The following is a 22,622-nucleotide window of genomic DNA, read 5'->3' on the forward strand; positions in this document are numbered from 1 at the left end:
CGTTTCAAAAGAAGTTCGTTGAACTCTACTTAAAAAAAAGTTAAGTGAAGTAATCTAGACTATGGGATTATGTTTCAAAAGAAATTCAATTTCAACAATCTGCATTTATAAAAATAAGGTTAATCAACAATAATATCTTAAATTTGCACCTCAATTAAATAAATCAAATCAATGGAAAACGGAATATATGCTAAATTTAATACCACAAAAGGTACCATTTTAGTAAAATTGACACACGATAAAACACCGGGAACAGTAGGGAACTTTGTTGGCTTGGCCGAAGGACAATTAGAAAACGACGCCAAACCAATGGGAAAACCGTATTATGATGGTTTGAAATTTCACAGAGTTATTTCAGACTTCATGATTCAAGGTGGTTGTCCAAAAGGTCAAGGTACAGGAGGACCGGGTTATCAATTTGATGATGAATTTCACCCTGATTTACGTCACGATAAACCAGGTGTTTTGTCTATGGCAAATGCAGGACCGGGTTCAAACGGGTCACAATTTTTCATTACGCACGTAGCAACTCCTTGGTTAGATAATAAACATTCGGTTTTTGGGAATGTGGTTGAAGGACAAGATATAGTAGATGCCATTACACAAGGCGATGTATTAGAAACATTGGAAATCGTTAGAGTAGGTGAGGAAGCTCAAAAATGGAATGCCATCGAAGCTTTCAGAACATTTGAAGGTTCTCGCGAAAAAAGAATTGCCGAAGAAAAACAAAAAGCTGAAGAAGCATTAGAAAAACTTGCGGCCGGTTTTGAAAAAACTGAAAGTGGTTTGCGTTATAAATTCATTCAAAAAGGAAATGGTAAACAAGCTGAAAAAGGTAAAATAGTTTCGGTTCACTATTCAGGTTCGTTAGAAAACGGAATGGTTTTCGATTCTTCTTACAAAAGAAAACAACCTATTGATTTTACATTAGGAATTGGTCAGGTTATTGAAGGTTGGGACGAAGGCATTCAATTGTTACAAGTTGGTGACAAAGCTCGTTTTGTGATACCTTCTTTCTTGGGCTACGGTTCTCGTGGTGCCGGAGGTGTAATTCCACCTGATGCAACTTTGATTTTTGATGTAGAATTGATGAATGTAAAGTAAAATAGGTAATGGGTTAATATCATTATAATATAAAATTTTATAAAAAAGCAAAGTATTCAGAAATAGATGCTTTGTTTTTTTTTTTTTTGGAATAACTTTTGCTTTCGTAACTTTACAGTCTACATCTAATTATGCGTTATTTTTTATACTTTTTGCTTTTGTTTTCATTTTCCGTTAAAGGACAAGTTATAACCGGTCAACATTGTGGTTATGATTTTACTTCCTATTTGGTAGTGAAAGTAAATGAAGTGGGCAAATCGGAAACAATAAAAAATTTACGCATTTCAATCGCCGACAGTTTAGGACGCGAAGTTATCAATGTAAACAACTTATTGAGTTGGACAAAACGAAACGAACCTTTAGTTTTTTCAATGAATTATAAAATTGATAAAAATGGAGCTAAAGTTGCTGCCGACACTCCCGAAAGCCGATGGTTTTTTCCATTTGCCAAAGAACATTACTTACTATCTGTCACCAATACTTTTAACGCAGAAAATTATTTTTTGAAAATAGAAGATATTGATGGCGATGAAAACGGTGGCAGTTTTCAAACCCAATTAATTCAGCTATATCCTTTTAATATGTATGTGCTTTGTTCGTCAGAAAATGAACGCCAAGCTCAACAATTTGGTCCTAAAACCAATCGCCCTATTGAAGTGTATTTAGTTAAAAAATAGCTTAGTCTCTCCATTTAATATTGCACCCAATACTTGGTTTTTGGTTAGGATTGATAGTGCGGTTGTACAACAAACTATCAATGGCTCCTCTCAAATCACTACCGCTCAAAGGAATGCCGTTTCCTGGTCTTGAATCGTCCAATTGTCCTCTGTAAACCAATTTATCTAACGCATCAAATAAAAAGAAATCCGGCGTACAGGTAGCATCGTAGGCTTTTGCAACTTCTTGGGTTTCATCATACAAATAAGGAAATTCAAAATTGTTTTCAAAAGCAAATTCGGTCATCAATTCAGGACTGTCAAGAGGTTGGATTTGAATATCGTTACTTGAAATGGCAACAATACCAATTCCCTGAACTCTATAATCATTTGCAACTCTGATGATTTCTTCCATAACGTGATGCACAAAAGGGCAATGATTACAAATAAACATCACTAAAATTCCTTTTTCGCCTTTAATTTCGTCATAGCTTTTGTGAAATGCCGAATTGGTGTCTTTTAAATTGAATTTTGGAGCAGTAGTTCCAAGCGGTAACATTTTTGATTCAGTTCTGGCCATTTTTAAAACAGGTTGATTTTATGCTAAAGTTATGAAAAAGGGCTAACTTTAAATTTCTTTTTTTATAAATTTAACTTCAAATATAAAAAATAGCAATTATGTTAACTTGGGAAGCTTTTGAAAAAGTAGAAATGCGTGTTGGAACCATACTGGAAGTCAATGATTTTCCGGAAGCTCGAAAACCGGCTTATCAATTGCATATTGATTTTGGAACCTCTATTGGGATTCTAAAAACATCAGCACAAATTACGAAACGCTATCCAAAAGAGGAATTAGTAAACAGACAAATTGTTGCCGTTGTAAATTTTCCCAAAAAACAAATTGGAAAATTCATGAGTGAATGTTTGGTTTTAGGTGCAGTAGGTGATGAGGGTGATGTGGTATTGCTGCATCCTGATAGTAAAGTTGACAATGGTATGCGGATAGGATAAAAAAAATCCCCGAAATTTTCGGGGATACTTTTTTAAATATCGTCAAAATCAATATCGGTATAGCTTGATTTTGTTGCATTTTCTGAAGTTGGTTCTTCATCAGTAGCGAACTCTTTTTTAAAGTCTTTCTGGTGTCTTTCAGAGATTACTTCTTCTCCTTTGTTCTCTAAAACAAAAGTGGTCATTTCGTCAAGTATTTCTTTAAACGCTGCAAAATCTTCTTTATATAAATAGATTTTGTGTTTTTTAAAATGGAATGAACCATCTTCTTCTGTGAATTTTTTACTTTCAGTAATGGTGATGTAATAGTCATCCGCTTTTGTTGAACGTACATCGAAGAAATAAGTTCTTCTTCCTGCTCTTAAAACTTTAGAAAAAATTTCGTCTTTTTCTAACATTTCATTTTCTCTCATAATCTTTCTGTCAATTAATTTGTGTTAACCAAAAATCTAAAAAATAAATGAATAAACAAAAAAATTACATTAATTCTTTTTCAGAAAGTTGTTTCATGTACAATTCATAATAATACCCTTTTTGGTCTATCAATTGATTATGAGTGCCTTGTTCAATGATTTTTCCATCATCTAGCACAATAATTTTGTCTGCATTTTTTGCAGATGAAACGCGATGACTGACAATAATTGTTGTTTTATCCTCACATATCTTGAACAGATTTTGTAAAATAGCCTCTTCCGTTTCTGTATCAACGGCAGATAAACAATCGTCAAAAAGTAATATTTGAGGATTTTTAATGATTGCTCTGGCAATAGAAACCCGCTGTTTTTGTCCGCCGGAAAGCGTTATGCCTCGTTCGCCCAAAACCGTTTCATATTGTTTTTTAAATTTTTGAATATTTTTATGAACTTTTGCTTGTTTAGCCGCTTCAATTACTTCTTCGTCTGTGGCTTCTTCTTTGCCAAATTTGATATTGTTTTTTATAGAATCAGAAAACAAATAGGCATCTTGTGGCACAAAGCCAATACTTTCTCTCAAACTTTCCAAATTCACCTGATCGAGTTGTTTTCCATCAAGTGTAATAGTTCCTTCTTTGATATCATACAACCTACTAATTAATGAAAGTATAGTTGATTTTCCGGAACCGGTTTTTCCTAAAATAGCCAATGTTTCTCCTTTTTCAACAGTAAATGACACATTTTTAAGTGCTGTTATGGCTGTATCTTCATAAGTGTAACTCACATTCTTGAATGCAATTGAGCCGTTGATTATTGAGGGTTGTGAATTGTTGTTTTGTATTTCGGGTTCACTTTTCAAAAATTCATTAATTCGTTTTTGAGAGGCTTCGGCTTCTTGCACCAACGACGAAACCCAACCAATGGAAGCCACAGGCCATGTTAGCATGTTGACATACAATATAAATTCGGCGATGATACCAATACTGGCAATACTTCCATTGATATACATAATTCCGCCAAAATAGATAACCACTAAGTTGCTTAAACCAATTAACAATAACATCAACGGACCAAAAAGTGAATTGACAACTGCCAAGTTCATGTTTTTATCCCTACTTTCCTGTGCTAAATTTTTGAATTTATCAATGTTTTGATTCTCGAGAGCGTAAGCTTTAATTACTCGAATTCCTGAAAAAATTTCTTGTGAAAAGCTCGATAAATTAGACAAGTTTTCTTGATAAAGCGTACTACGTTTATTGATTTCTGTACTTAATTTATAAATAAAATAGGAGAGAAGCGGTAACGGTAATAAGGTATACAGCGTTAGTTTTGGAGAAACGTTATACATATATAGTATTACAATTCCAAAACGGATAATAGTGTTGATGGTATACATCACGGCCGGACCCACATACATTCTCACTTTTCCGACATCTTCAGAAATACGATTCATTAAATCACCGGTTCTGTTTCGTTTGTAGAAGTTTTGCGACAACTTTTCATAATGCTGAAATACTTCATTTTTTAAATCAAATTCCACATAACGCGACATGACAATAAGTGTTTGACGCATTAAAAAGGTTAAGAATCCAGCAATTAAAGTAGCTGCAATTATCAATGCCAAGCTAATAAATAACTCATTTTTTACAAACGATAAATCACCCTGCGGATTGGTAGTATACTCTTCGATAATATTGATTGAACGACTAATCAATTTTGGTGTAAACAACGAAAAAATTTGTGCGACTATGGTGATTAAAATTCCAAGCAAGAATCGGTATTTGTATTTTACGAAATATTTATTTAAATAGTTGAGTTCTTTCATTAATTTTATGTAATTACTGTTTTAATGTGCTTCAATTTGTTAAAAATTGTGTTTTAATGTAATTGAGTATAATTTGCGTATAAGCTTAAGTTATTAACATATTGCTAAAATATAGTCGTTAAATTGTTTAATCTTAATTTAAATTATATTTTTGTGTGGACTTATTGATAAAGTCGCAATTTTATCTCTTAAATTTTTTACTATGATAGCAGAAGTAGTTTCACAAAAAGAACTTCAAAAAATGGACCCGGTTTTTGGTCAGGTTTCATTTGATAATCATGAGCAAATTGTTTTTTGTCATGACAAAGATACTGGATTGAAAGCAATTATTGGTATTCATAACACAGTTTTAGGACCTGCATTAGGAGGTACAAGAATGTGGAATTACACAAATGAATGGGAAGCATTAAATGATGTATTGCGTTTATCCAGAGGGATGACATTTAAATCGGCAGTAGCTGGTTTGAATTTAGGTGGAGGAAAAGCCGTTATTATTGGCGATGCTAAAACCCAAAAAACACCTGAGTTAATGCGTAAGTTTGGTGAGTTTGTTCATTCTCTAAGCGGAAAATATATTACTGCGGAAGATGTAGGTATGAAAACCGAAGATATGGATACCGTTCATGATGTTACACCTTATGTAACCGGTATTTCTGAATCAAGAGGTGGTTCCGGTAATCCTTCTCCTGTAACTGCTTATGGCGTTTATATGGGAATGAAAGCAGCAGCAAAATTCAAATATGGTTCAGACAGTTTACGTGGTAAGAAAGTTTTGGTTCAAGGTATTGGACATGTTGGTGAAACTTTAGTTGATTTTTTAGTTAAAGAAGGAGCAGAAGTTATCATTGCCGACATCAATCAAGAACGATTGAATGAAGTTAGTGCTCAATATGGCGTAAAAATTTATGCCGGAAACGATTTGTATACCGCAGAAGTAGATATTTATGCACCATGTGCACTTGGAGCTACAATTAATGATAGTTCAGTTTACAAAATAACGGCAGACATTATTGCGGGAGCTGCTAATAATCAGTTGGCTGATGAAAATGTACACGGGAAAATTCTTCAGGAAAGAGGTATTTTGTATGCTCCTGATTTCTTAATCAATGCTGGTGGAATTATCAACGTTTATGCTGAAATCGAAAAGTATGACAAAGCAGAAGCTTTACGCAGAACAGAAAATATCTATAACACATCGCTTGAAATTTTTGACTATGCAGTTAAAAATAAGCTTACTACACACCAAGCAGCTTTGTTAGTAGCACAAAATAGAATTAACGAACGTAAAAAAGAAATGGCAAAATAGTTTTTGCTATATAATATTGTTATTTTTGTGACGCCTTTTTTTAAGAGGCGTCACTAATTTTAAAAAAGTTCTTAAAAGTGTTAAACAGAAGACATATCCGAGTAAAAGTTTTGCAAACTATATATGCAATGCATCAAAGTGGTTCTGATGATTTACAGAAAACCGAAAAGTTTTTGATAGCCAGTATGGAAAATCTTCAGGATTTGTATTTGTTGATGATTTCTACTTTAATTGAAATTAGAGAGAAAGAGCAAACGTTTTTAGATATTTCCAAAAAAAAACACTTAGCAACTCCCGAAGAAAAAGACCCCAATACTAAGTTTGTTGATAATATCGTTTTAAAATTTTTAACAGAAAATAAATCACTAGCAAATGCCGTTGAAAAACGAAGAATCAACGACTGGAAACAGAATGATGATTATATCCTTTTGTTATTGGAAAGCACAAAAAACAGTGTGGTTTACAAAACTTATATGTCCAACCGAATCAATACATTTGAGGAAGACAGACGTTTTGTAATGGATTTGTTTTCGGAAGTAATTGCCCCCAACGATAAACTATACGAATTTTTAGAAGACCACAGATTGACATGGGTTGATGATATCCCTCTGGTGAATACCATTATTCTAAAACAATTAAAAGCCATTGATCATACCAAGGAAAGTTCGTTTAGCGTTCCGGCTCTTTTTAGAGATGAGGAAGATGAAGAATTTGCCATCCAACTTTTCAGAAAAACAGCACTCCGTGAATATGAATTGGCAAAAGAATTTATAGATAGAACTCCAAATTGGGACCCGGATAGAATTTCTGAAGTGGATACAATCATGTTAAAAATGGCAATTTGCGAATTTCTTCATTTTCCATCCATTCCAATCAAAGTGACAATCAATGAATATCTTGAGGTGGCTAAAGAATATGCTACTCCAAAAAGTAGTTTGTTTATCAATGGAATTTTAGATAATTTAGTCAAAGATTTTCAGCGTACAAATAAATTAACCAAATCCGGAAGAGGATTACTTTAATAATTAACTAAGACTATGAAAAAAAATGTAATTTACACCATGTTACTCCTTTTTACAATGGTACTTTCATCATGCAAAAAAGAAGATGCACTTTCAAGAATTGACCCTAATAGTACCGATGTTCAAATGACAGCGGCTGGAAATCAACCAACAGCAGCGACTCCGGAACAACCAACAATTACAACAACACCACCTCCATCAAACGGAAAATTTCCGGTGATGACATTCAATAAAAAAGAACACAGTTTTGGCGATATCAATGAAGGAGCCAAACCGGAAACAACATTTACCTTTACCAATACCGGAGATGCCGATTTGATTATTTCAAATGCAAGCGGTTCATGTGGTTGTACGGTTCCTGAATATCCAAAAGAGCCAATCAAACCAGGAAAAACCGGAAAGTTAAAAGTATCATTTGACAGTACCGGAAAACCCGGGATGCAACAAAAATCAGTTACAATTACTTGTAACACACAACAAGGAACAGACGTTTTGACAATCAAAGCCAACGTAATTCCAAAACCAGTAACAACAACAGAAAATCAATAAAATGGAAAACATGCAATCGTTATTACCTTTTTTACTAATGTTTGTGGTCATATATTTTTTTATGATCCGTCCACAGCAAAAAAGAGCCAAACAAGAAAAAGCATTTGAAAGTAATTTAAAAGTAGGAGATAAAGTCATCACTAAAAGTGGCCTTCACGGAAAAGTAGCTGAATTATCAGAAGGAACTGTGGTTATTGAAACAATGGCCGGAAAATTAAAAATGGAGCGTTCTGCCATTTCAATGGAAATGAGTGCTAAATTAGTAGAGAAAAAATAATCTCACTTACGATACTTATCATTTAAACCGATGTTTTTTAAAAGCATCGGTTTTATTTTTTCAAAACGGTCGTGTTTTGTTTTCTCTTGTTTTGCTGTGTCAATATATTCAACAAATTCTTTTTGTTTGAAGGGAGTGAAGTTTTTAAATTTTTCCAAAAGTTCTGAATTTTCATTTAATTTGGACATAAAAAATTCGGATGGAATTACTTCCTTTTTTTCGGGTTTAATGGCTAATCCTTTTTTTTCATTTTCTATAGCTTGGTTTACATAATGCAAAACCAGCTTTTCATCAATTTCTTCTTTTGAAGCAAAACGCCATTGTCTTAATCCTTTTGTAGTACCTTCGTTAGCATTAACTAAAACTTTTTTTTCATCAGGAAGAAAAACACCATTATAAAACCATATCGTGAAATAATCTTTAAAACCACCAATTCCAATGATGTTGCGATTGTTCCAAGTATACACAATTCCGCCCCATTTTGTGGTTTCAACCAAGTCAGTTTTTACTAGAATTGATTTTAATGCTTCAATTTCTTCAAGCCATTTTTGATTTCTGTTCCAAGATTTACTTTCTTCCATAATTAATTTATAAAAAAAGCCACTAATAAGATGATAAAATTTAAAAATAGTTAGCGAATCAGTGGCTAAAATAGTAATGAAAATTTACTTTTTCTCTGCGGTAAGTGCTGCAATTTTAACAATGACTTCTACCGCTTTTTGCATACTTTCAACAGGGACATATTCATATTTTCCGTGAAAGTTATGGCCTCCGGCAAAAATATTTGGGCATGGTAATCCTTTATAAGAAAGTTGGCAACCGTCTGTTCCGCCGCGAATGGGTTTAATAATTGGTTTGATACCAATCTCTTTCATTGCTCTTTCTGCGATGCTTACAATATGAAAGACCGGCTCTACTTTTTCTTTCATATTATAATACTGATCTTTGATTTCTATGATTGCTATATCTTCCCCAAATTGTTTTTTATATTTTTTGTTGAATTTTGAAGTTAAATCATGTAAAAAGTCTTTTCTCTTTTTGAATACTTTTTTGCTGTGATCTCTAATGATTAAGGATACTGTGCTTTCTTCAATACTTCCCGTAATACCGGTTACATGAAAAAAACCTTCATACCCTTTTGTTGCTTCCGGAACTTCATCTTTTGGTAATTTGGAAATGAATTTTGAAGCCAAAAGCATGGAATTAATCATTTTACCTTTGGCATAACCCGGATGTACACTTTTACCCTTGAAAGTAATTTTGGCTCCGGCTGCATTGAAATTCTCATATTCTAATTCACCAATTTGGCTACCATCCATCGTGTATGCCCAATCTGCTCCAAATTTTTCTACATCAAAATGATGAGCTCCTCTTCCAATTTCTTCATCAGGAGTAAATCCTACCCTAATTTTTCCGTGTTTGATTTCAGGATTTTTAATCAAAAATTCCATAGCCGAAACAATTTCTGTAATACCGGCTTTATCATCAGCACCCAAAAGTGTTGTACCGTCTGTTGTGATTAAAGTTTGTCCTTTATATTGTAATAAATCTTTGAAATAACTTGGCGATAAAATGATGTTTTGTTCGGCATTCAAAATAATATCTTTTCCATCATAATTCTCAATAATTTGAGGTTTTACATTGGCTCCAGTGAAATCAGGTGTTGTATCAAAATGCGAAATAAAACCAATAACAGGCACTTCATGTTCTACATTTGAAGGTAAAGTGGCCATGACGTATGCTTTTTCATCGATGGTTACGTCTTCCATCCCAATGGCTTTCAATTCATCAACTAATTTATGGGCTAAATCCCATTGTTTTTTTGAACTTGGCGTGGTTTCAGAATTGGGATCAGATTCGGTGTCAATAGTCACATAACTGATAAAACGATCTATGATGTGTTGCATAATTTATATTTTGAAATAAATGAAAACAAAGATACTAAATCTGAAGCAGTGGTAATAGTAACTTTTTTACTAAAATTTTTCAAAAACACCCAATCCAAACAAAGCAAAATCATATTTTACCGGATCTGTTGCATCAAGTTTTCGTAAGGAAGTGTCTAATTCTAATAAAGCTTTGGCATCGTTTTGTTTTCGGGTTAAAAGACCTAATTTTCGGGCTACATTACCCGAATGAACATCTAACGGACACGACAATTGAGCAGGAGTGAGGCTTTCCCATATTCCAAAGTCAACTTTTGCAGTATCATTTCTAACCATCCATCTCAAAAACATATTGATTCGTTTGGCAGCAGAATTATTCATAGGGTCCGAAATGTGTTTCTGTGTTCTGCTTAAGTGAGGAAGTTCGAAAAAGACTTTCTTAAATTCAGAAATACTTGTTTGTAAACTTGCTGTTTCTTGATTTTTAGCAAAAACGGCTTCCAATCCTTTATGGTTTTTATAAATATGTTGTAACGATTTTATAAAAAACTGCAAATCTTGTCCATTAAAGGTGCGATGTACAAAGTTTTCCAGTTTTTCTAATTGAAAAACATCATGACTCATAACAAAATCATATGGTGAATTTCCCATGAAATCCATCATTTTGTTAGCATTAGAAATAATCATTTTTCTGTTTCCCCAAGAAATGATTGCGGTCAAAAAAGCGGCAATTTCAATATCTTCTTTCAGAGAATAACGATGCGGAATTTGAATAGGGTCACTTTCTATAAACCTTGATTGATTATAGAGTACTACTTTTTCGTCTAAAAACGATTTTAGTTCTGCTGAGTTCATGGTTTAGAAATGTCTTTTGCATAAAAACCGTCTTTCAAATCAGCTGTTTGCATCTGCGGAATTAGGTGTAACCAATACTCATAATAATCAAGTTGTACTTTATTTACACATGGAAGCGGTCCATCACCTGAAGCCCAAAAAAACTCGTTTTTGATGGGTGAATGATAAGTCAAATTACCCAATGTATATGTTTCATGCTCGGTCATTAATTTTGTTTTGGGATGCGGAATAATTATGTTTTCAATGTTGAATGTACTGTTTTTTAATAAAAATTTATTAGAACTGAATGCATTGAAATCCAACGGAACAATCAAAACCAGTAATGTGACTAAACCGGATGCAATTAAACCAAAGTAAATGATTTTAATTTTTTCATGAAAGGCAATTGCTAAACAGAACAAACTAAAAAACAAAACAAAGTTCAGGTGAAAACGATATTGAGGTGAGGTGACTAATAAAATCATTAAATGAATGACCATGATTAAATAGAGTATTCCATAGTTTCTTAATCGTTTCATTCTTAAAATCAAAAACGGACAAACTACAAGTAGAATAATACTAATTTTATTAAACAGTCCATTCAGTTTTGGCATTGAAAGCCATTGCACAAACAATTGATAGGCATTCATTGATTTGTATTCTTCAGCGGTTACATAAAAGCCATAAGATGTTTTTAGCTCCATATAATATGCGTAGACAATTTTTTCGGGAATAACATGTTCAAACGAATAAAATAGTCTTGCTGTCAAAGGAAAAACAGGCGTTCCGGTGATGATTATGTTTTTTAATAGAAATAATGCTAAGACTAAAAAAGCAATACTACTAATTCGAAATAATTGTGGAACAAAATCTTTGGAATGTTTTAAGAAAAGGAGCAGCGGCAAAATGATCAAACCAATATTCGTGTTTTTGATATACAACATGAATAAAACAAAAGTGGTAAGCAGGTTAAAAACACCAATGGTCATTTTGTTGTAATGCTCAAGAAAAACATAAAAAAGAAAAAATGTAAGTATATAAATGGGTAAATCAGGAGAAGGAGCACTTATAAATTGAAACAATAAAACCAAAAAAAGAGGTAATAAACCAAAAATCAATTGGTTACTATCTTTTGTAGTTAAATAGTCTTGCAATCTAAAGACAGAATATGTGATTCCTAACAATAAGCAAAATGCACTCAAATCATTAAATTCATTGTATAAAAATGAAAAACTAAACGCACTTTGAGTAATATGCCAACCACTTTGTTGACCTAAAAACAAATGCAAATTGGCTAAACCTTCAACAAAACCATAATTGTTGAGCCATTTTATAGTTTGAATATAATACGATTCATTATCTAGAACATAAGGAATACTTGCAGCTTGTGCTAAAATTAATAGCATGGAAAAGAAAAGAAAACTTTTTAAAAAGCGATTGATATTTTTAAACTCTTTACTGAATTCTATATAATTGGCTTTGATTTCTTTTTGATAAAAATAAAAGATAAAGCAGTTTAGAAAAAGAATAAAAAGATGAAATTCAATGTGAATTCTGCCAAAAAGAGCCCAAATGCTGGTTATAATAGTAATAGAAAAAAGACCTAACAAAGAATTGAGAATCAGATCGGATGGATGAAATTTAATAAATCGACTATAAACCAAACCAAAATTGATACAAGTAAAAATGATGTAGATGAATGATAGTGCAATTAAAAACATCCGTTTGTTTGATTAATTATTCAATAATTTGTCCGTCTTTCATTACTAGTTTTCGGTCTGCCATGTTAGCTAATTCTTCATTATGTGTTACAATCACAAAGGTTTGTCCAAATTCATCTCTTAATTTGAAAAAAAGTTCATGTAAATTTTGAGCCGAAGCCGTATCTAAATTTCCTGAAGGTTCATCGGCAAAAATCACCGCCGGTTTGTTAAGCAAAGCTCTTGCTACGGCAACTCGCTGTTGTTCTCCACCCGAAAGTTCAGATGGTTTGTGATGCATGCGTTCGCCCAAACCTAAATAATTCAATAAACGTTCGGCTTCTTTTTCGATTTCTTTTGTGTTTCTTCCGGCAATAAATCCGGGAATACAAACATTTTCAATCGCAGTAAACTCAGGTAATAATTGGTGAAACTGAAAAATAAAACCGATTTTTAAATTTCTAAATTTAGACAATTCCTTGTCATTCAATGATAAAATGGAAACAGAATCAATAACTAGTTCCTCATTAAAGTTTTTATCAGGTTTTTCTAAAGTACCTAAAATTTGCAAAAGCGTAGTTTTTCCGGCTCCTGAAGAGCCTACAATGGAAACAATTTCGCCTTTTTGTATAGTTAAATCGACACCTTTTAGAACATGTAACTGACCAAAAGATTTATGGATATTTTTTATTTGAATCATCATTTTCATTTTCACAAAGAAACAAAGTTTTGAAGAATTTTTTATCGTATAGTTTTTTATTATTTAAAGATAGATAATAAAGTTACGTTAAATTGTATTTATTGTTTAATTAAATACTATATTTGTTAAACAAAATTTCACTATGAAAAAGTATATCTTACTATTGTTACTTGTATCACAAACTTCGTGTCAGTCGCAAGATAAAAATACTACCTTCTTAGTAGTAGATAAACCTGTAGTTATGGAAACAAAAGATGGATTAGAAATAGCAACACTTGCTGGTGGTTGCTTTTGGTGTACAGAAGCAGTTTTTCTTGAATTAGAAGGAGTAAAAAAAGTAGTGTCGGGTTACATCGGTGGGATACTCGAAAACCCAACCTATAAAGATATTGGCACAGGAACAACCGGTCATGCAGAAGCTATTCAAATTTCATTTGATCCGAAAGTAATTTCATTTGGCGAATTATTGGAAATATTTTTTGCTACTCATGATCCCACAACGTTAAACCGTCAAGGTAACGATATTGGTACACAATACAGAAGTGAAATTTTTTATTATAATGACCAACAAAAAGAAATTTCAGAAGATTATATTGATTTGATGACTTCAGAAAAAACTTTTTTAAATCCAATCGTAACGCGAATTTCTCCCGCTTCAAAATTTTATGAAGCCGAAGAGTATCATCAAAATTATTATAACTTAAATAAAACCCAATCCTATTGTAGTTACGTAATTACTCCTAAGATTGAAAAGCTCAAAAAGAATTACAAGAGTAGATTGAAAAAATAAATTCCCAAGAGTTACCTCGATTATCGAACAGCTTATATGGAAGCATTGAAATAATTAAAAAAAAAGCTATGAATACTTTAACTGAAAAAGAATTAATTGAACTTTTGGGGGATAATCATCAAATGACTTCTGCCGAAACACCGCTGCGTCCTGATGCTTTCGTAAAATCGGATGCAGAAAAAATGGAAACCATTGAAAAACATTTTAAAATTATCATGGAAGAAATGGGTCTAGACATGACTGATGATAGTTTGAAAGGCACACCACACAGGGTTGCTAAAATGTTTATTCAGGAAATTTTCAGTGGTTTAAATCCTGCAAATAAACCAAAAATTTCGGTTTTTGATAACAGCTATAACTATGATAAAATGTTGGTTGAAGCCAATATAAGTTTTAATTCCACATGTGAGCATCACTTTTTACCTATTATTGGTAAGGCTCATATCGGTTACGTTTCTAGCGGAAAAGTAATTGGTTTGTCAAAATTAAATCGAATTGTAGATTATTATGCTCGCAGACCCCAAGTGCAAGAACGAATGATAATGCAGATTTTCAATGAGTTAAAAACGGTTTTGGATACTCAAGATGTGATTGTAGTTGTTGAAGCAGAACATTTGTGTGTGTCAAGTCGTGGTATAAAAGACAGTTCCAGTTATACTTCAACCATTCAATATGGAGGAATATTTAACGAAAAAGAAAACAGAAATGATTTTTTCAACTTAATGAAACAGGATAAATAAATGGCACTACTTTTGTCTGAATCGTGATTTAAATTACTATCGATGACAAAAGAAGTTATTGAAAACACATCAAAATCAAATAAAAAAAGAGATTTATTCCTAAGTCTCCTTTTTGATGGTATTGGAATGATGTCTTATTTGGTTCCTGTTTTAGGAACGCTATCTGATGTGATTTGGGCTCCAATTGCAGGATTACTTTTACTACGAATGTATAAAGGAACAGTTGGAGCTGTTGGTGGGGTGATTGTTTTCATAGAAGAATTACTACCCGGATTAGATTTTATTCCCACCTTCACCATTACATGGATTTATACTTATTTGATTAAGAAGAATTAAGAGGGTAGTAAATAGAAAAAAGAAAAATTTCAAATTAAATGAAGCTTTTTTTTAAATCTCAGAATCTTAGTGCCTTAGACCCTCAAACTATTCTTATTTCCTTTCAAACCAATCTGCCATAAATCCAAGTTTCATACTCCGCAACATTTTCTTTTCAAACCACCAAAAAAAGGAAAATTGTCCAAACAGAAAACCGGTTAAGACCAATAAAACTTGATAAATTGGAAATATCGCTAGCATTCGAACGGGTAGATAGAAATAGCTTAAGTTTTCTTTTGTAAGACCAATCCAATTGGTAAAAGGTTTTGATAAATAAGCTGATAATGATCCTGTGATTGCAAATACGATAAATATAATTACTAATTGAAAATTTGAGGAAATACCCCAACGTTCTTTAAGTTTTTTCATAAAAAAAGAAGGTAATTAAAGTAGTATTATTGTTGATAGTTATGGGTTATTTGTAAATAAATAATTTTAAAATATTACAACCTTGCTTGAAAACCGCCAAGTTTCTGTTTGTAGGTTAATTGAAAAAAAACCAAATAATTATACAGCATATAGTTTACTTCATAGCCATAATCAATACCACGTCTGTAATCTATTTGCATAGGATAAAGATTCGGGTCATAACTGAAAGGTTGAAGAGCTCTTCTGTTGTATTCAATTACCCATACATTATTTCGTGATTCCAAATAGGATTGCGAGTGATAATCACGAGGCATAGCTCTGCTTGCTAACCAAGCGTTAAACCCTGGCTCAATTATAATGATTTCATATTCAATTTCTTCGTTAGCAATACGTATGGTGTCGTTAGCAATACCCTGATTATTAGTTGCAACAAGTTTGTTTTTATAACCGGAACAGGCTAAAGTAAATAGACCTAAGATGAAAATGATAACTATATTTTTCATTTTATAAAGATACAAATATTTGATTGTATAAATTAGTTGCCTATTTGTTTTTAACAAAGAAACCACCTCAATTGAGATGGTTTAATAAGTGTTTTTTTATTTTTCAGTTTTTAATAAACTGATAATTTGTTCTGCCAATTCTGTACCAATTCTATCTTGAGCTTCTTCTGTAGCAGCACCAATATGTGGTGTTAACGAAATTTTTGGGTGCATTAATACTTTAATTTCCGGAGTGGGTTCGTTTTCAAAAACATCTAAACCGGCAAAAAGCACTTTACCTTCATCTAAAGCTTCAATTAAAGCTACTTCATCAATTACACCACCACGAGCCGCATTAATAATTCCAACACCATTTTTCATGGTACTTAATTCTTCGCGACCAATTACATAACCCTCTTGAGCAGGAACATGTAATGTTATAAAGTCAGAGTGTTTCAATAAATCCTCCATAGGTTCAGTAACAATGTCAACATTGATAAATTGGCCATTGTAAAAATCCACTCGAATTACAGCTTCTCCCACATATTTATCGGATGCAATTACTTTCATTCCGAGTCCCAAAGCCATTTTAGCAACAGCTTGTCCAATTCTTCCAAAACCAATGATTCCTAATGTTTTGCCACGTAATTCAATTCCGTTGGCATAGGCTTTTTTCAATCCGTCAAAATTGGTGTCACCTTCAAGTGGCATATTTCTGTTGGCATCATATAAAAAACGAACACCTGAAAACAAATGAGCAAAAACCAATTCAGCTACCGATTCAGAGGAAGATGCAGGAGTGTTAATGACATGAATTCCTTTTTCACGAGCATAAGTCACATCAATGTTGTCCATTCCAACACCACCACGGCCGATGATTTTTAAACTCGGACAATTATCAATAATATCTTTTCTAACTTTTGTCGCACTTCTCACCAAAATCACACTAACCTGATTGGCATTAATATAATTGGCTACTTGTTCTTGGGCTACTTTGGTTGTAATTACTTCAAACCCTCCTTTTTCTAGGGCTTTAATTCCGCTTGGAGAAATTCCGTCGTTGGCTAATACTTTCATTTTTTTCTAAGTTTCTGAGTTTCTAAGTTTTTAAGTTTCTGATTAACTGAGAATTTTGTTTCTATTTTTATTTATTTTCTTTTCTCTTTCTTCTTTTCTCTTTCTTTCTCTTTAATCTAACTTCTTTTTTCCAATTCTTTCATAACATCTACCAAAACCTGAACACTTTCTAAAGGAAGGGCATTATACATTGAAGCTCTGTAACCACCAACGGAACGATGACCAGGTAAACCGGAAATTCCTGCTTCTTTCCACATGGCATCAAATAATGGAGCATGTGCTTCATCATTTAATAAAAAGGTTGCGTTCATGTTACTTCTGAATTCTGCCACTGCCGTTCCTTTAAACATGGGATTGCGATCGATTTCTGAATATAATAAATTGGCTTTAGCTTGATTTACTTTTTCAATAGCAGCAATTCCTCCCAAATTTTTTAACCATTGCAAGGTTAAAAGCGAAGCATAAACAGGAAAAACGGCAGGGGTGTTGTACATACTTTCTTTCTCAATATGCTGTTTGTAATCTAACATATTAGGAATAGTTCTACCTGATTTTCCTAAAATATCTTCCTTAACCACTACTAGTGTTGTTCCGGCTGGCCCCATATTTTTTTGAGCTCCGGCATAGATCAAGTCAAATTTTGAAAAGTCTAATGTTCTCGAAAAAATGTCAGAACTCATGTCGCAAACCATTGGAATATCAAGGTTTGGAAATTCTTTCATTTGTGTACCAAAAATGGTATTGTTAGAGGTGCAGTGAAAATAATCAGCATCTGAAGGAACAACATATCCTTTAGGAATATGGTTATAGTTTTCTGCTTTTGAAGAGGCAACCACTAACGTTTCACCAAAATGTTTAGCTTCTTTGATTGCTGAATTTGCCCAAGTTCCCGTATCTAAATAAGCAGCCTTTCCATCAACTTTCATTAAGTTGTAAGGAATCATTAAAAATTCTAAACTTGCACCACCATGTAAAAAAAGTGCTTGATACCCTTTTCCTTCTAAGCCAAGTAATTCTAAGGCTAAAGCTCTAGCTTCGTCCATCACGGCTACAAAATCTTTACTACGGTGTGAAATTTCAAGAATAGATAATCCTGAATTATTAAAATTTAAAATGGCTTGAGCCGATTTTTCAAATACCTCTTGTGGTAAAATGCAAGGACCGGCACTGTAGTTATGTTTTTTCATTATAGAAGTTTGATTGCAAAAATTGAATTGCAAATTTCTGAAATTCACAGCGAAATGACTCGTTTTTAAGTATTGTTTTTATTATAGGTTATTAACAATAACGATATAGTTAAAAAGTAGTTTTTTATAATGAATTCAAAAACTTCAACGTATCCACATCATCGGCATAATCCCAAAGTTTTGGTTTTTGTGTTTGACCGAAAGCGATACTTTTATCTACCAAATCATTAGAAACAATACACTGAATTTGTTCATTTTCGTTTATTAGACGATTTTTCAATGCTTCCAAATCTTCATAAAATTCATAAAAAACACTGGAAATAGGGGAAGAGTAGCTTGTATCCTCTTTGATTGTCAGAAAGCCGTTATCCAATAGCTTAAAATTACTCATTAAAAAAACAGCTTTGTTGTAGTCATAGTTATTCGAATATTTTTCATAATGAATCACGTCTTGGTATTCATAAATGGCTTTGAAAAAAAACTCAAAATTGTAACCTTTTGGTACAAATAACTTGGAAACATTTCGGCATCCCAAACCAAAATACCTGAAAATGTCTTCGCCTAAATTGACTAAATCTTCATGGGTTTCATTTCCATTTAAAATGGCAATAGAATTTCTATTTTTACGAATGATGGATGGTTTGTTTTTAAAGTAATATTCAAAGTAGCGTGCGGTGTTATTACTACCGGTTGCAATTACGGCATCAAAGTTTTCTAATTTTCCATCCGTAAATGTTATTCTGTTTTTTAATTCAGGCTCAACAGCAATCAAATAGTTGGCTAAAAATTTTATGAGATGTTGGTCATTTGAAGACGTTTTTACCAAAGCATGATGTCCGGACAACAAGACTGCTAAAAAATCATGAAAACCCACAAGAGGAATATTTCCTGCCAAAATTAGTCCAACTCTTTTGGTTTCTTTTTCCGAAAAACCATAGTTTGAGAGCCAAGTAGTTAGATTTTCTTCTGTTAAGGCTTCTGCCCAAGAATTCACAGCAAAATATACTTGTTCTTTGGTGAACCATCCATTGTGTGATTGCGATAATTCTAACAAAGCTTCAAACGAGTCAAAAAAAGTAGCATTGTTTTGAATTTCAGGATTTCGCTGGTTGTTATCCAGAGAAAATTGACGTAAAAAATCGCCTAAAGCAACAAAAGTATTTATTTTGGTATTTTCTAACATTTGATTACTTGTTTATGTAGTGTTTTGATTGTAATTTTGCACAAAAATAAGAAATTGAAAGTTGGAAATAGCCAATAGTTAAAATGATTGAATTAGATTTTGAAAAACAAATTTTGACAATCAACTTTTAAACTCTTAAACACATAAACTTTTAAACAAAATAAAATGGCAATCATAATTACAGATGAATGTATCAATTGCGGAGCTTGTGAACCGGAATGTCCAAATACAGCAATATATGAAGGAGCAGATGATTGGCGTTATAAAGACGGTACTAAATTGAGCGGTAAAGTTATTTTGCCGGACGGAACAGAGATTGATGCTGACGCTGCTCAAACTCCTATTTCAGATGATATTTATTATATTGTACCCGGAAAATGTACGGAATGCAAAGGATTTCATGAAGAACCACAATGTGCAGCCGTTTGCCCGGTTGATTGTTGTGTTCCTGATGATAACCATGTGGAAAGTGAAGAAACGTTGCTCAACAGACAATCATTTTTACATAATGAGTAAAAGAAAACCACGCCTTGAGCGTGGTTTTTATTTTTATTGATTTTGAAATTGTTCCATCAGTATTCTGTATTGTTCCATACTTTCTTGAAAGTCTCCCGTTACAAGCAAATAGATTAACCAAATAACAAAAATTGAACTGATGATTAAACTGATTAAATTAACTGTTTTCCATGTGTTCAAAGAGCTAATATCATAAACTTCCGGGTTTTCAGCATATAATTTTTCGTCTTTTTTGGCAAGATGCAGTCCAATATAAGCTAAAATAACACCTAGTACTCCGTTAGTGCAACAACAACCCACAAATGAGGTTAATCCGAGAATGATAATAGCAGTTTGATTGGGTAGTTTTTGTTTTTCCATACGTTTTGATTTAGTTATAAGTTGGTTAATAATAGATTACTTTATAAAAATAGGAGGTAACCATCAAAATTGCGGTAATGATGCCAAAACCAACAATTGCTTTGTGATAGTTACGTGATTTGTCAATAAAACTCAACCCCACAAATATAAAAAAAGGGAGTAAGGTATAAATGGCAGGATACATATAAAAAGCTGCTTCAAATTCTCCATTTAAAAGTAAAGCAACGGCTCTTTGTATGCCACAACCCATACAGTCAATGCCAAAAAGTTTTTTACTCATACAGGGAATCATATATTTTTCCATGGAATACAAAATTTGAATAGCACAAGTTTACTAAAAATATTTTTTAATTCCATTAGACGTTCGTTTTTTTATTTGTTACTACCTTTGGTAAAATTTGAAACCAATGAAAAAATTACTAATCGTATTAGTTGTAGTGGCAGCTTTTTTTGCTTTGTATTTGCCAAAAGATAATTCCTTTTCTTTTTATTTTAAAATCTTAGCTATCGTAATTGTTATGATAGGAGTGATGCGTTTAATGAATAAAGTGCCAAGTAAAAATCAAAATGACAACCAAGATGATGTTGTATAAAGGGGATAAGGTTTCGGTGCTTGATGAAGCAATTGAAGGGGTAGTAGTGTCTGTTCAAAATAACGAAGTTTTGATAGAAACTACTGACGGTTTCTTGATGACATATTTTGTCAATGAATTGATTAAATATAACAATACCAATGCTTTAAACTCATTCATATCAAGTGACAAATCACATAAGGCTTTGCATGATAAAAAGGAACCAATCAAGCGTTCTTTTGTCAAAGAAAAGAAATCTAAGAAGGATGAATTTGTACTCGAAATTGATTTGCACATTGAAAAATTAGTGCCAAATAAAAAAGGATTGTCTAATTATGATATCTTAACGATTCAAATAGATACAGCCAAAAGGCAACTTGAATTTGCCATTTCTAAACGAATGCCCAAAGTGGTTTTTATTCACGGCGTTGGTGAAGGTGTTTTAAAAGCGGAGCTGGATTTTTTGTTAGGCAGGTATGAAAATGTGTCTTTTCAAGATGCCAACTATCAAAAATATGGATTAGGAGCTACGGAAGTATACATCAAGCAAAGGGCTTAGTTCGTATTTAGGGAACAGTTGTCAGGACTCCTAATTCATATAGATCTCCAAAAGTAAAGTGAACTCCCTCTCTGGAAAAAGCTACTTTACGAAGTCTTACAGTGTGTTTGAAAACATTCTGCTGTAGTGCATTGTCAAATTCTTCAATTGAGGTTACTTCAATAATTCCGCTAACATTTGCTACTCCATCCACTCCGGTCCAGCTTTCTAAAAGTGCCGGTGTTGTCGGATTCGGATTTGTGCAAAAAAACGAAGCAGGTATTGGAATGATGGCTTCATAAAGTCTATAGTTGATTGAGGTGTTGTTTTGGCCAACAATCGCAATTCTTGGTTCGTTGATAGGAGTATTGCTATTTTCGAAAAGGGGAATATCAGTCGTTAAAGTTATGGCTTGAGCACCTCCGTTTTTGTATATAAAAGACAAGTTGTTGTTGCAAATGTTTAAAACGGAACTTGTAATAATAGTGGAAGGAGGTGAGGCATTAGTGACAAAATTTCCTAATTGTAATTCTGAAAACAACTGTTGGCTTCCATTGCTTTTTTCAAAAGTAGTGTTAATTAGTTTAACGGTGTGAGTGTAGCCGGTTATTAATGCTTGGCCTGTAGTTTCATTGATGGCTTTATTTGCAAAAGTTTCTATTTCAATTACTCCGGAAGTGGCAATCCATTCTTCAGAAACTGTTGGTGTTGCTGGTGGAATAGCGGAGCAAATTACTTGGGCATTTACAGTTTCGCTATATACTCGATAAAAAACTTGACTTCCGGTTGAAATTGTTATCGTTCTTGGTTGGTCAGTAGGTGTAATTGTGTTAGGAAAACTTGAGCTTGGAATTTGAAGCAATAAAGCTTCTCTTTGGTTGATGTAATAAATAAAAAACTGATTGTTTAAGCCTGAACAGGCCGTTGCAGTAACATTGCTAAAATCAAACGATTCCACATTGAAATCGCCATCATCACACGATTGAATTCCAAAAACCAAAAGTAAAAGACCTAAAAAACGTTTCATTTTAAATGTATTTAAAAAGCAAAAATAGAACTTTTAATGGCTTGTAAAAGCATTTGTTTTTAATTGGGATGATTTTAACCAATATTACTATCTTTGAAACTATAAATCAAACAAAGAAAAAAC

The 22,622-nt window shown here is 32.8% G+C and carries 29 protein-coding genes; 13 read left to right on the forward strand and 16 right to left on the reverse strand.

Features of this window, described 5'->3' with window-relative positions; translation table 11 throughout:
• Positions 1–171: 171 nt before the first annotated feature.
• Both B3L86_RS07900 and B3L86_RS07905 read left to right on the forward strand, forming a co-directional pair.
• Entirely contained in the window at positions 172–1,104 is a 933-nt protein-coding gene (locus B3L86_RS07900; protein ID WP_291117337.1) for a peptidylprolyl isomerase, read from the forward strand.
• A 131-nt stretch (positions 1,105–1,235) separates the two neighbouring features.
• Positions 1,236–1,781 carry a hypothetical protein gene (locus B3L86_RS07905; RefSeq protein WP_291117340.1) on the forward strand — a complete coding sequence of 182 codons (546 nt, stop codon included), beginning with the start codon at positions 1,236–1,238 and terminating at the stop codon, positions 1,779–1,781.
• A gap of 1 nt (position 1,782) precedes the next feature.
• Here the strand turns inward: B3L86_RS07905 and B3L86_RS07910 are convergent, their stop codons facing one another.
• On the reverse strand, positions 1,783–2,340 hold the full coding sequence (locus B3L86_RS07910; protein ID WP_291117342.1) for a thioredoxin family protein: 558 nt from the start codon (positions 2,338–2,340) through the stop codon (positions 1,783–1,785).
• A 98-nt stretch (positions 2,341–2,438) separates the two neighbouring features.
• On the opposite strand from B3L86_RS07910, the gene B3L86_RS07915 reads away from it, so the two are divergent.
• Entirely contained in the window at positions 2,439–2,771 is a 333-nt protein-coding gene (locus B3L86_RS07915; protein WP_414655127.1) for a tRNA-binding protein, read from the forward strand.
• A 32-nt stretch (positions 2,772–2,803) separates the two neighbouring features.
• Here the strand turns inward: B3L86_RS07915 and B3L86_RS07920 are convergent, their stop codons facing one another.
• Together B3L86_RS07920 and B3L86_RS07925 are read right to left on the reverse strand one after the other, a co-directional pair.
• Positions 2,804–3,184, reverse strand: coding sequence for a PUR family DNA/RNA-binding protein (locus B3L86_RS07920; RefSeq protein WP_291117345.1), 381 nt, complete (start codon positions 3,182–3,184; stop codon positions 2,804–2,806).
• 64 nt (positions 3,185–3,248) lie between these two features.
• Complete coding sequence (locus B3L86_RS07925; RefSeq protein WP_291117348.1) at positions 3,249–5,009, reverse strand: ABC transporter ATP-binding protein; 1,761 nt, start codon at positions 5,007–5,009, stop codon at positions 3,249–3,251.
• 202 nt (positions 5,010–5,211) lie between these two features.
• Here B3L86_RS07925 and B3L86_RS07930 point away from each other — a divergent pair, with 202 nt between their 5' ends.
• The 4 genes from B3L86_RS07930 to yajC all read left to right on the forward strand — a co-directional run bounded on the left by B3L86_RS07930 (position 5,212) and on the right by yajC (position 8,163).
• A complete protein-coding gene (locus B3L86_RS07930; protein WP_188362819.1) occupies positions 5,212–6,315 on the forward strand; it encodes a Glu/Leu/Phe/Val dehydrogenase in 1,104 nt (367 codons plus the stop codon).
• A 77-nt stretch (positions 6,316–6,392) separates the two neighbouring features.
• A complete protein-coding gene (locus B3L86_RS07935; protein ID WP_291117351.1) occupies positions 6,393–7,337 on the forward strand; it encodes a transcription antitermination protein NusB in 945 nt (314 codons plus the stop codon).
• A gap of 15 nt (positions 7,338–7,352) precedes the next feature.
• Positions 7,353–7,886 (forward strand): DUF1573 domain-containing protein, encoded by a 534-nt coding sequence (locus B3L86_RS07940; RefSeq protein ID WP_291117354.1) that lies wholly within the window; start codon positions 7,353–7,355, stop codon positions 7,884–7,886.
• A 1-nt stretch (position 7,887) separates the two neighbouring features.
• Positions 7,888–8,163, forward strand: a complete 276-nt coding sequence (yajC, locus tag B3L86_RS07945) for a preprotein translocase subunit YajC (protein WP_291117357.1) — start codon at positions 7,888–7,890, stop codon at positions 8,161–8,163.
• A gap of 2 nt (positions 8,164–8,165) precedes the next feature.
• Here the strand turns inward: yajC and B3L86_RS07950 are convergent, their stop codons facing one another.
• The 5 genes from B3L86_RS07950 to B3L86_RS07970 all read right to left on the reverse strand — a co-directional run bounded on the left by B3L86_RS07950 (position 8,166) and on the right by B3L86_RS07970 (position 13,283).
• On the reverse strand, positions 8,166–8,744 hold the full coding sequence (locus B3L86_RS07950) for a YdeI/OmpD-associated family protein (RefSeq protein WP_291117360.1): 579 nt from the start codon (positions 8,742–8,744) through the stop codon (positions 8,166–8,168).
• 84 nt (positions 8,745–8,828) lie between these two features.
• Positions 8,829–10,070 carry a peptidase T gene (pepT, locus tag B3L86_RS07955; protein ID WP_291117361.1) on the reverse strand — a complete coding sequence of 414 codons (1,242 nt, stop codon included), beginning with the start codon at positions 10,068–10,070 and terminating at the stop codon, positions 8,829–8,831.
• Between the two features lie 69 nt (positions 10,071–10,139).
• Entirely contained in the window at positions 10,140–10,904 is a 765-nt protein-coding gene (locus tag B3L86_RS07960) for a TIGR02757 family protein (RefSeq protein WP_291117364.1), read from the reverse strand.
• On the reverse strand, positions 10,901–12,604 hold the full coding sequence (locus tag B3L86_RS07965; protein WP_291117367.1) for an LIC_10190 family membrane protein: 1,704 nt from the start codon (positions 12,602–12,604) through the stop codon (positions 10,901–10,903). The genes B3L86_RS07960 and B3L86_RS07965 overlap by 4 nt, the downstream gene beginning before the upstream one ends.
• A gap of 16 nt (positions 12,605–12,620) precedes the next feature.
• Positions 12,621–13,283 (reverse strand): ABC transporter ATP-binding protein, encoded by a 663-nt coding sequence (locus tag B3L86_RS07970; RefSeq protein WP_291117369.1) that lies wholly within the window; start codon positions 13,281–13,283, stop codon positions 12,621–12,623.
• A 241-nt stretch (positions 13,284–13,524) separates the two neighbouring features.
• Here B3L86_RS07970 and msrA point away from each other — a divergent pair, with 241 nt between their 5' ends.
• The 3 genes from msrA (at position 13,525) to B3L86_RS07985 (ending at position 15,149) form a co-directional block, all read left to right on the forward strand.
• Positions 13,525–14,073, forward strand: a complete 549-nt coding sequence (gene msrA / locus B3L86_RS07975; protein ID WP_291117446.1) for a peptide-methionine (S)-S-oxide reductase MsrA — start codon at positions 13,525–13,527, stop codon at positions 14,071–14,073.
• A 68-nt stretch (positions 14,074–14,141) separates the two neighbouring features.
• The gene (gene folE, locus B3L86_RS07980; protein ID WP_291117372.1) at positions 14,142–14,813 is read left to right on the forward strand and encodes a GTP cyclohydrolase I FolE; all 672 of its coding nucleotides are present in this window, start codon (positions 14,142–14,144) and stop codon (positions 14,811–14,813) included.
• 42 nt (positions 14,814–14,855) lie between these two features.
• Complete coding sequence (locus B3L86_RS07985) at positions 14,856–15,149, forward strand: hypothetical protein (RefSeq protein WP_291117375.1); 294 nt, start codon at positions 14,856–14,858, stop codon at positions 15,147–15,149.
• A 93-nt stretch (positions 15,150–15,242) separates the two neighbouring features.
• On the opposite strand, the gene B3L86_RS07990 is transcribed toward B3L86_RS07985, so the two are convergent.
• From B3L86_RS07990 to B3L86_RS08010, 5 genes are all read right to left on the reverse strand, one after another.
• A complete protein-coding gene (locus tag B3L86_RS07990; RefSeq protein WP_291117377.1) occupies positions 15,243–15,557 on the reverse strand; it encodes a DUF6787 family protein in 315 nt (104 codons plus the stop codon).
• 74 nt (positions 15,558–15,631) lie between these two features.
• A complete protein-coding gene (locus B3L86_RS07995; RefSeq protein WP_291117380.1) occupies positions 15,632–16,060 on the reverse strand; it encodes a DUF6146 family protein in 429 nt (142 codons plus the stop codon).
• Positions 16,061–16,156: 96 nt separating this feature from the next.
• Positions 16,157–17,116: a D-2-hydroxyacid dehydrogenase gene (locus tag B3L86_RS08000; RefSeq protein ID WP_291117383.1), complete on the reverse strand. Its 960-nt coding sequence runs from the start codon at positions 17,114–17,116 to the stop codon at positions 16,157–16,159.
• Positions 17,117–17,232: 116 nt separating this feature from the next.
• Positions 17,233–18,303 carry a 3-phosphoserine/phosphohydroxythreonine transaminase gene (gene serC, locus B3L86_RS08005; protein ID WP_291117386.1) on the reverse strand — a complete coding sequence of 357 codons (1,071 nt, stop codon included), beginning with the start codon at positions 18,301–18,303 and terminating at the stop codon, positions 17,233–17,235.
• A gap of 124 nt (positions 18,304–18,427) precedes the next feature.
• Positions 18,428–19,486, reverse strand: a complete 1,059-nt coding sequence (locus B3L86_RS08010) for an acyl-CoA reductase (protein WP_291117389.1) — start codon at positions 19,484–19,486, stop codon at positions 18,428–18,430.
• Between the two features lie 165 nt (positions 19,487–19,651).
• On the opposite strand from B3L86_RS08010, the gene B3L86_RS08015 reads away from it, so the two are divergent.
• A complete protein-coding gene (locus B3L86_RS08015; protein ID WP_291117392.1) occupies positions 19,652–20,002 on the forward strand; it encodes a 4Fe-4S dicluster domain-containing protein in 351 nt (116 codons plus the stop codon).
• A 33-nt stretch (positions 20,003–20,035) separates the two neighbouring features.
• On the opposite strand, the gene B3L86_RS08020 is transcribed toward B3L86_RS08015, so the two are convergent.
• Together B3L86_RS08020 and B3L86_RS08025 are read right to left on the reverse strand one after the other, a co-directional pair.
• Positions 20,036–20,362, reverse strand: coding sequence for a CCC motif membrane protein (locus B3L86_RS08020; protein WP_291117395.1), 327 nt, complete (start codon positions 20,360–20,362; stop codon positions 20,036–20,038).
• 25 nt (positions 20,363–20,387) lie between these two features.
• Positions 20,388–20,642, reverse strand: coding sequence for a DUF2752 domain-containing protein (locus tag B3L86_RS08025; RefSeq protein WP_291117398.1), 255 nt, complete (start codon positions 20,640–20,642; stop codon positions 20,388–20,390).
• A gap of 127 nt (positions 20,643–20,769) precedes the next feature.
• Here B3L86_RS08025 and B3L86_RS08030 point away from each other — a divergent pair, with 127 nt between their 5' ends.
• Complete coding sequence (locus tag B3L86_RS08030) at positions 20,770–20,955, forward strand: hypothetical protein (protein WP_291117400.1); 186 nt, start codon at positions 20,770–20,772, stop codon at positions 20,953–20,955.
• Positions 20,945–21,493, forward strand: coding sequence for a Smr/MutS family protein (locus B3L86_RS08035; RefSeq protein WP_291117449.1), 549 nt, complete (start codon positions 20,945–20,947; stop codon positions 21,491–21,493). The genes B3L86_RS08030 and B3L86_RS08035 overlap by 11 nt, the downstream gene beginning before the upstream one ends.
• A gap of 7 nt (positions 21,494–21,500) precedes the next feature.
• Here B3L86_RS08035 and B3L86_RS08040 read toward each other — a convergent pair whose 3' ends face one another.
• Complete coding sequence (locus B3L86_RS08040; RefSeq protein WP_291117403.1) at positions 21,501–22,499, reverse strand: hypothetical protein; 999 nt, start codon at positions 22,497–22,499, stop codon at positions 21,501–21,503.
• Between the last annotated feature and the right edge of the window lie 123 nt (positions 22,500–22,622).

It is taken from the genome of Flavobacterium sp. UBA6135 (assembly GCF_002428305.1).
Classification (GTDB): domain Bacteria; phylum Bacteroidota; class Bacteroidia; order Flavobacteriales; family Flavobacteriaceae; genus Flavobacterium.

Excerpts from the sequence above, each read along its gene's own strand:
- B3L86_RS08040 (WP_291117403.1), bottom strand. The coding sequence starts at position 22,499 with ATGAAACGTTTTTTAGGTCTTTTACTTTTGGTTTTTGGAATTCAATCG.
- serC (WP_291117386.1), bottom strand. The coding sequence starts at position 18,303 with ATGAAAAAACATAACTACAGTGCCGGTCCTTGCATTTTACCACAAGAG.
- msrA (WP_291117446.1), top strand. The coding sequence starts at position 13,525 with ATGGAAACAAAAGATGGATTAGAAATAGCAACACTTGCTGGTGGTTGC.
- B3L86_RS07985 (WP_291117375.1), top strand. The coding sequence starts at position 14,856 with ATGACAAAAGAAGTTATTGAAAACACATCAAAATCAAATAAAAAAAGA.
- B3L86_RS07960 (WP_291117364.1), bottom strand. The coding sequence starts at position 10,904 with ATGAACTCAGCAGAACTAAAATCGTTTTTAGACGAAAAAGTAGTACTC.
- B3L86_RS07970 (WP_291117369.1), bottom strand. The coding sequence starts at position 13,283 with ATGATTCAAATAAAAAATATCCATAAATCTTTTGGTCAGTTACATGTT.
- B3L86_RS07920 (WP_291117345.1), bottom strand. The coding sequence starts at position 3,184 with ATGAGAGAAAATGAAATGTTAGAAAAAGACGAAATTTTTTCTAAAGTT.
- B3L86_RS07905 (WP_291117340.1), top strand. The coding sequence starts at position 1,236 with ATGCGTTATTTTTTATACTTTTTGCTTTTGTTTTCATTTTCCGTTAAA.
- B3L86_RS08015 (WP_291117392.1), top strand. The coding sequence starts at position 19,652 with ATGGCAATCATAATTACAGATGAATGTATCAATTGCGGAGCTTGTGAA.
- B3L86_RS07900 (WP_291117337.1), top strand. The coding sequence starts at position 172 with ATGGAAAACGGAATATATGCTAAATTTAATACCACAAAAGGTACCATT.
- B3L86_RS08000 (WP_291117383.1), bottom strand. The coding sequence starts at position 17,116 with ATGAAAGTATTAGCCAACGACGGAATTTCTCCAAGCGGAATTAAAGCC.
- B3L86_RS07930 (WP_188362819.1), top strand. The coding sequence starts at position 5,212 with ATGATAGCAGAAGTAGTTTCACAAAAAGAACTTCAAAAAATGGACCCG.
- B3L86_RS07940 (WP_291117354.1), top strand. The coding sequence starts at position 7,353 with ATGAAAAAAAATGTAATTTACACCATGTTACTCCTTTTTACAATGGTA.
- B3L86_RS08025 (WP_291117398.1), bottom strand. The coding sequence starts at position 20,642 with ATGAGTAAAAAACTTTTTGGCATTGACTGTATGGGTTGTGGCATACAA.
- B3L86_RS08035 (WP_291117449.1), top strand. The coding sequence starts at position 20,945 with ATGTTGTATAAAGGGGATAAGGTTTCGGTGCTTGATGAAGCAATTGAA.
- folE (WP_291117372.1), top strand. The coding sequence starts at position 14,142 with ATGAATACTTTAACTGAAAAAGAATTAATTGAACTTTTGGGGGATAAT.
- B3L86_RS08010 (WP_291117389.1), bottom strand. The coding sequence starts at position 19,486 with ATGTTAGAAAATACCAAAATAAATACTTTTGTTGCTTTAGGCGATTTT.
- B3L86_RS07910 (WP_291117342.1), bottom strand. The coding sequence starts at position 2,340 with ATGGCCAGAACTGAATCAAAAATGTTACCGCTTGGAACTACTGCTCCA.
- B3L86_RS07925 (WP_291117348.1), bottom strand. The coding sequence starts at position 5,009 with ATGAAAGAACTCAACTATTTAAATAAATATTTCGTAAAATACAAATAC.
- yajC (WP_291117357.1), top strand. The coding sequence starts at position 7,888 with ATGGAAAACATGCAATCGTTATTACCTTTTTTACTAATGTTTGTGGTC.
- B3L86_RS08020 (WP_291117395.1), bottom strand. The coding sequence starts at position 20,362 with ATGGAAAAACAAAAACTACCCAATCAAACTGCTATTATCATTCTCGGA.
- B3L86_RS07950 (WP_291117360.1), bottom strand. The coding sequence starts at position 8,744 with ATGGAAGAAAGTAAATCTTGGAACAGAAATCAAAAATGGCTTGAAGAA.
- B3L86_RS08030 (WP_291117400.1), top strand. The coding sequence starts at position 20,770 with ATGAAAAAATTACTAATCGTATTAGTTGTAGTGGCAGCTTTTTTTGCT.
- B3L86_RS07915 (WP_414655127.1), top strand. The coding sequence starts at position 2,439 with ATGTTAACTTGGGAAGCTTTTGAAAAAGTAGAAATGCGTGTTGGAACC.
- pepT (WP_291117361.1), bottom strand. The coding sequence starts at position 10,070 with ATGCAACACATCATAGATCGTTTTATCAGTTATGTGACTATTGACACC.
- B3L86_RS07995 (WP_291117380.1), bottom strand. The coding sequence starts at position 16,060 with ATGAAAAATATAGTTATCATTTTCATCTTAGGTCTATTTACTTTAGCC.
- B3L86_RS07965 (WP_291117367.1), bottom strand. The coding sequence starts at position 12,604 with ATGTTTTTAATTGCACTATCATTCATCTACATCATTTTTACTTGTATC.
- B3L86_RS07990 (WP_291117377.1), bottom strand. The coding sequence starts at position 15,557 with ATGAAAAAACTTAAAGAACGTTGGGGTATTTCCTCAAATTTTCAATTA.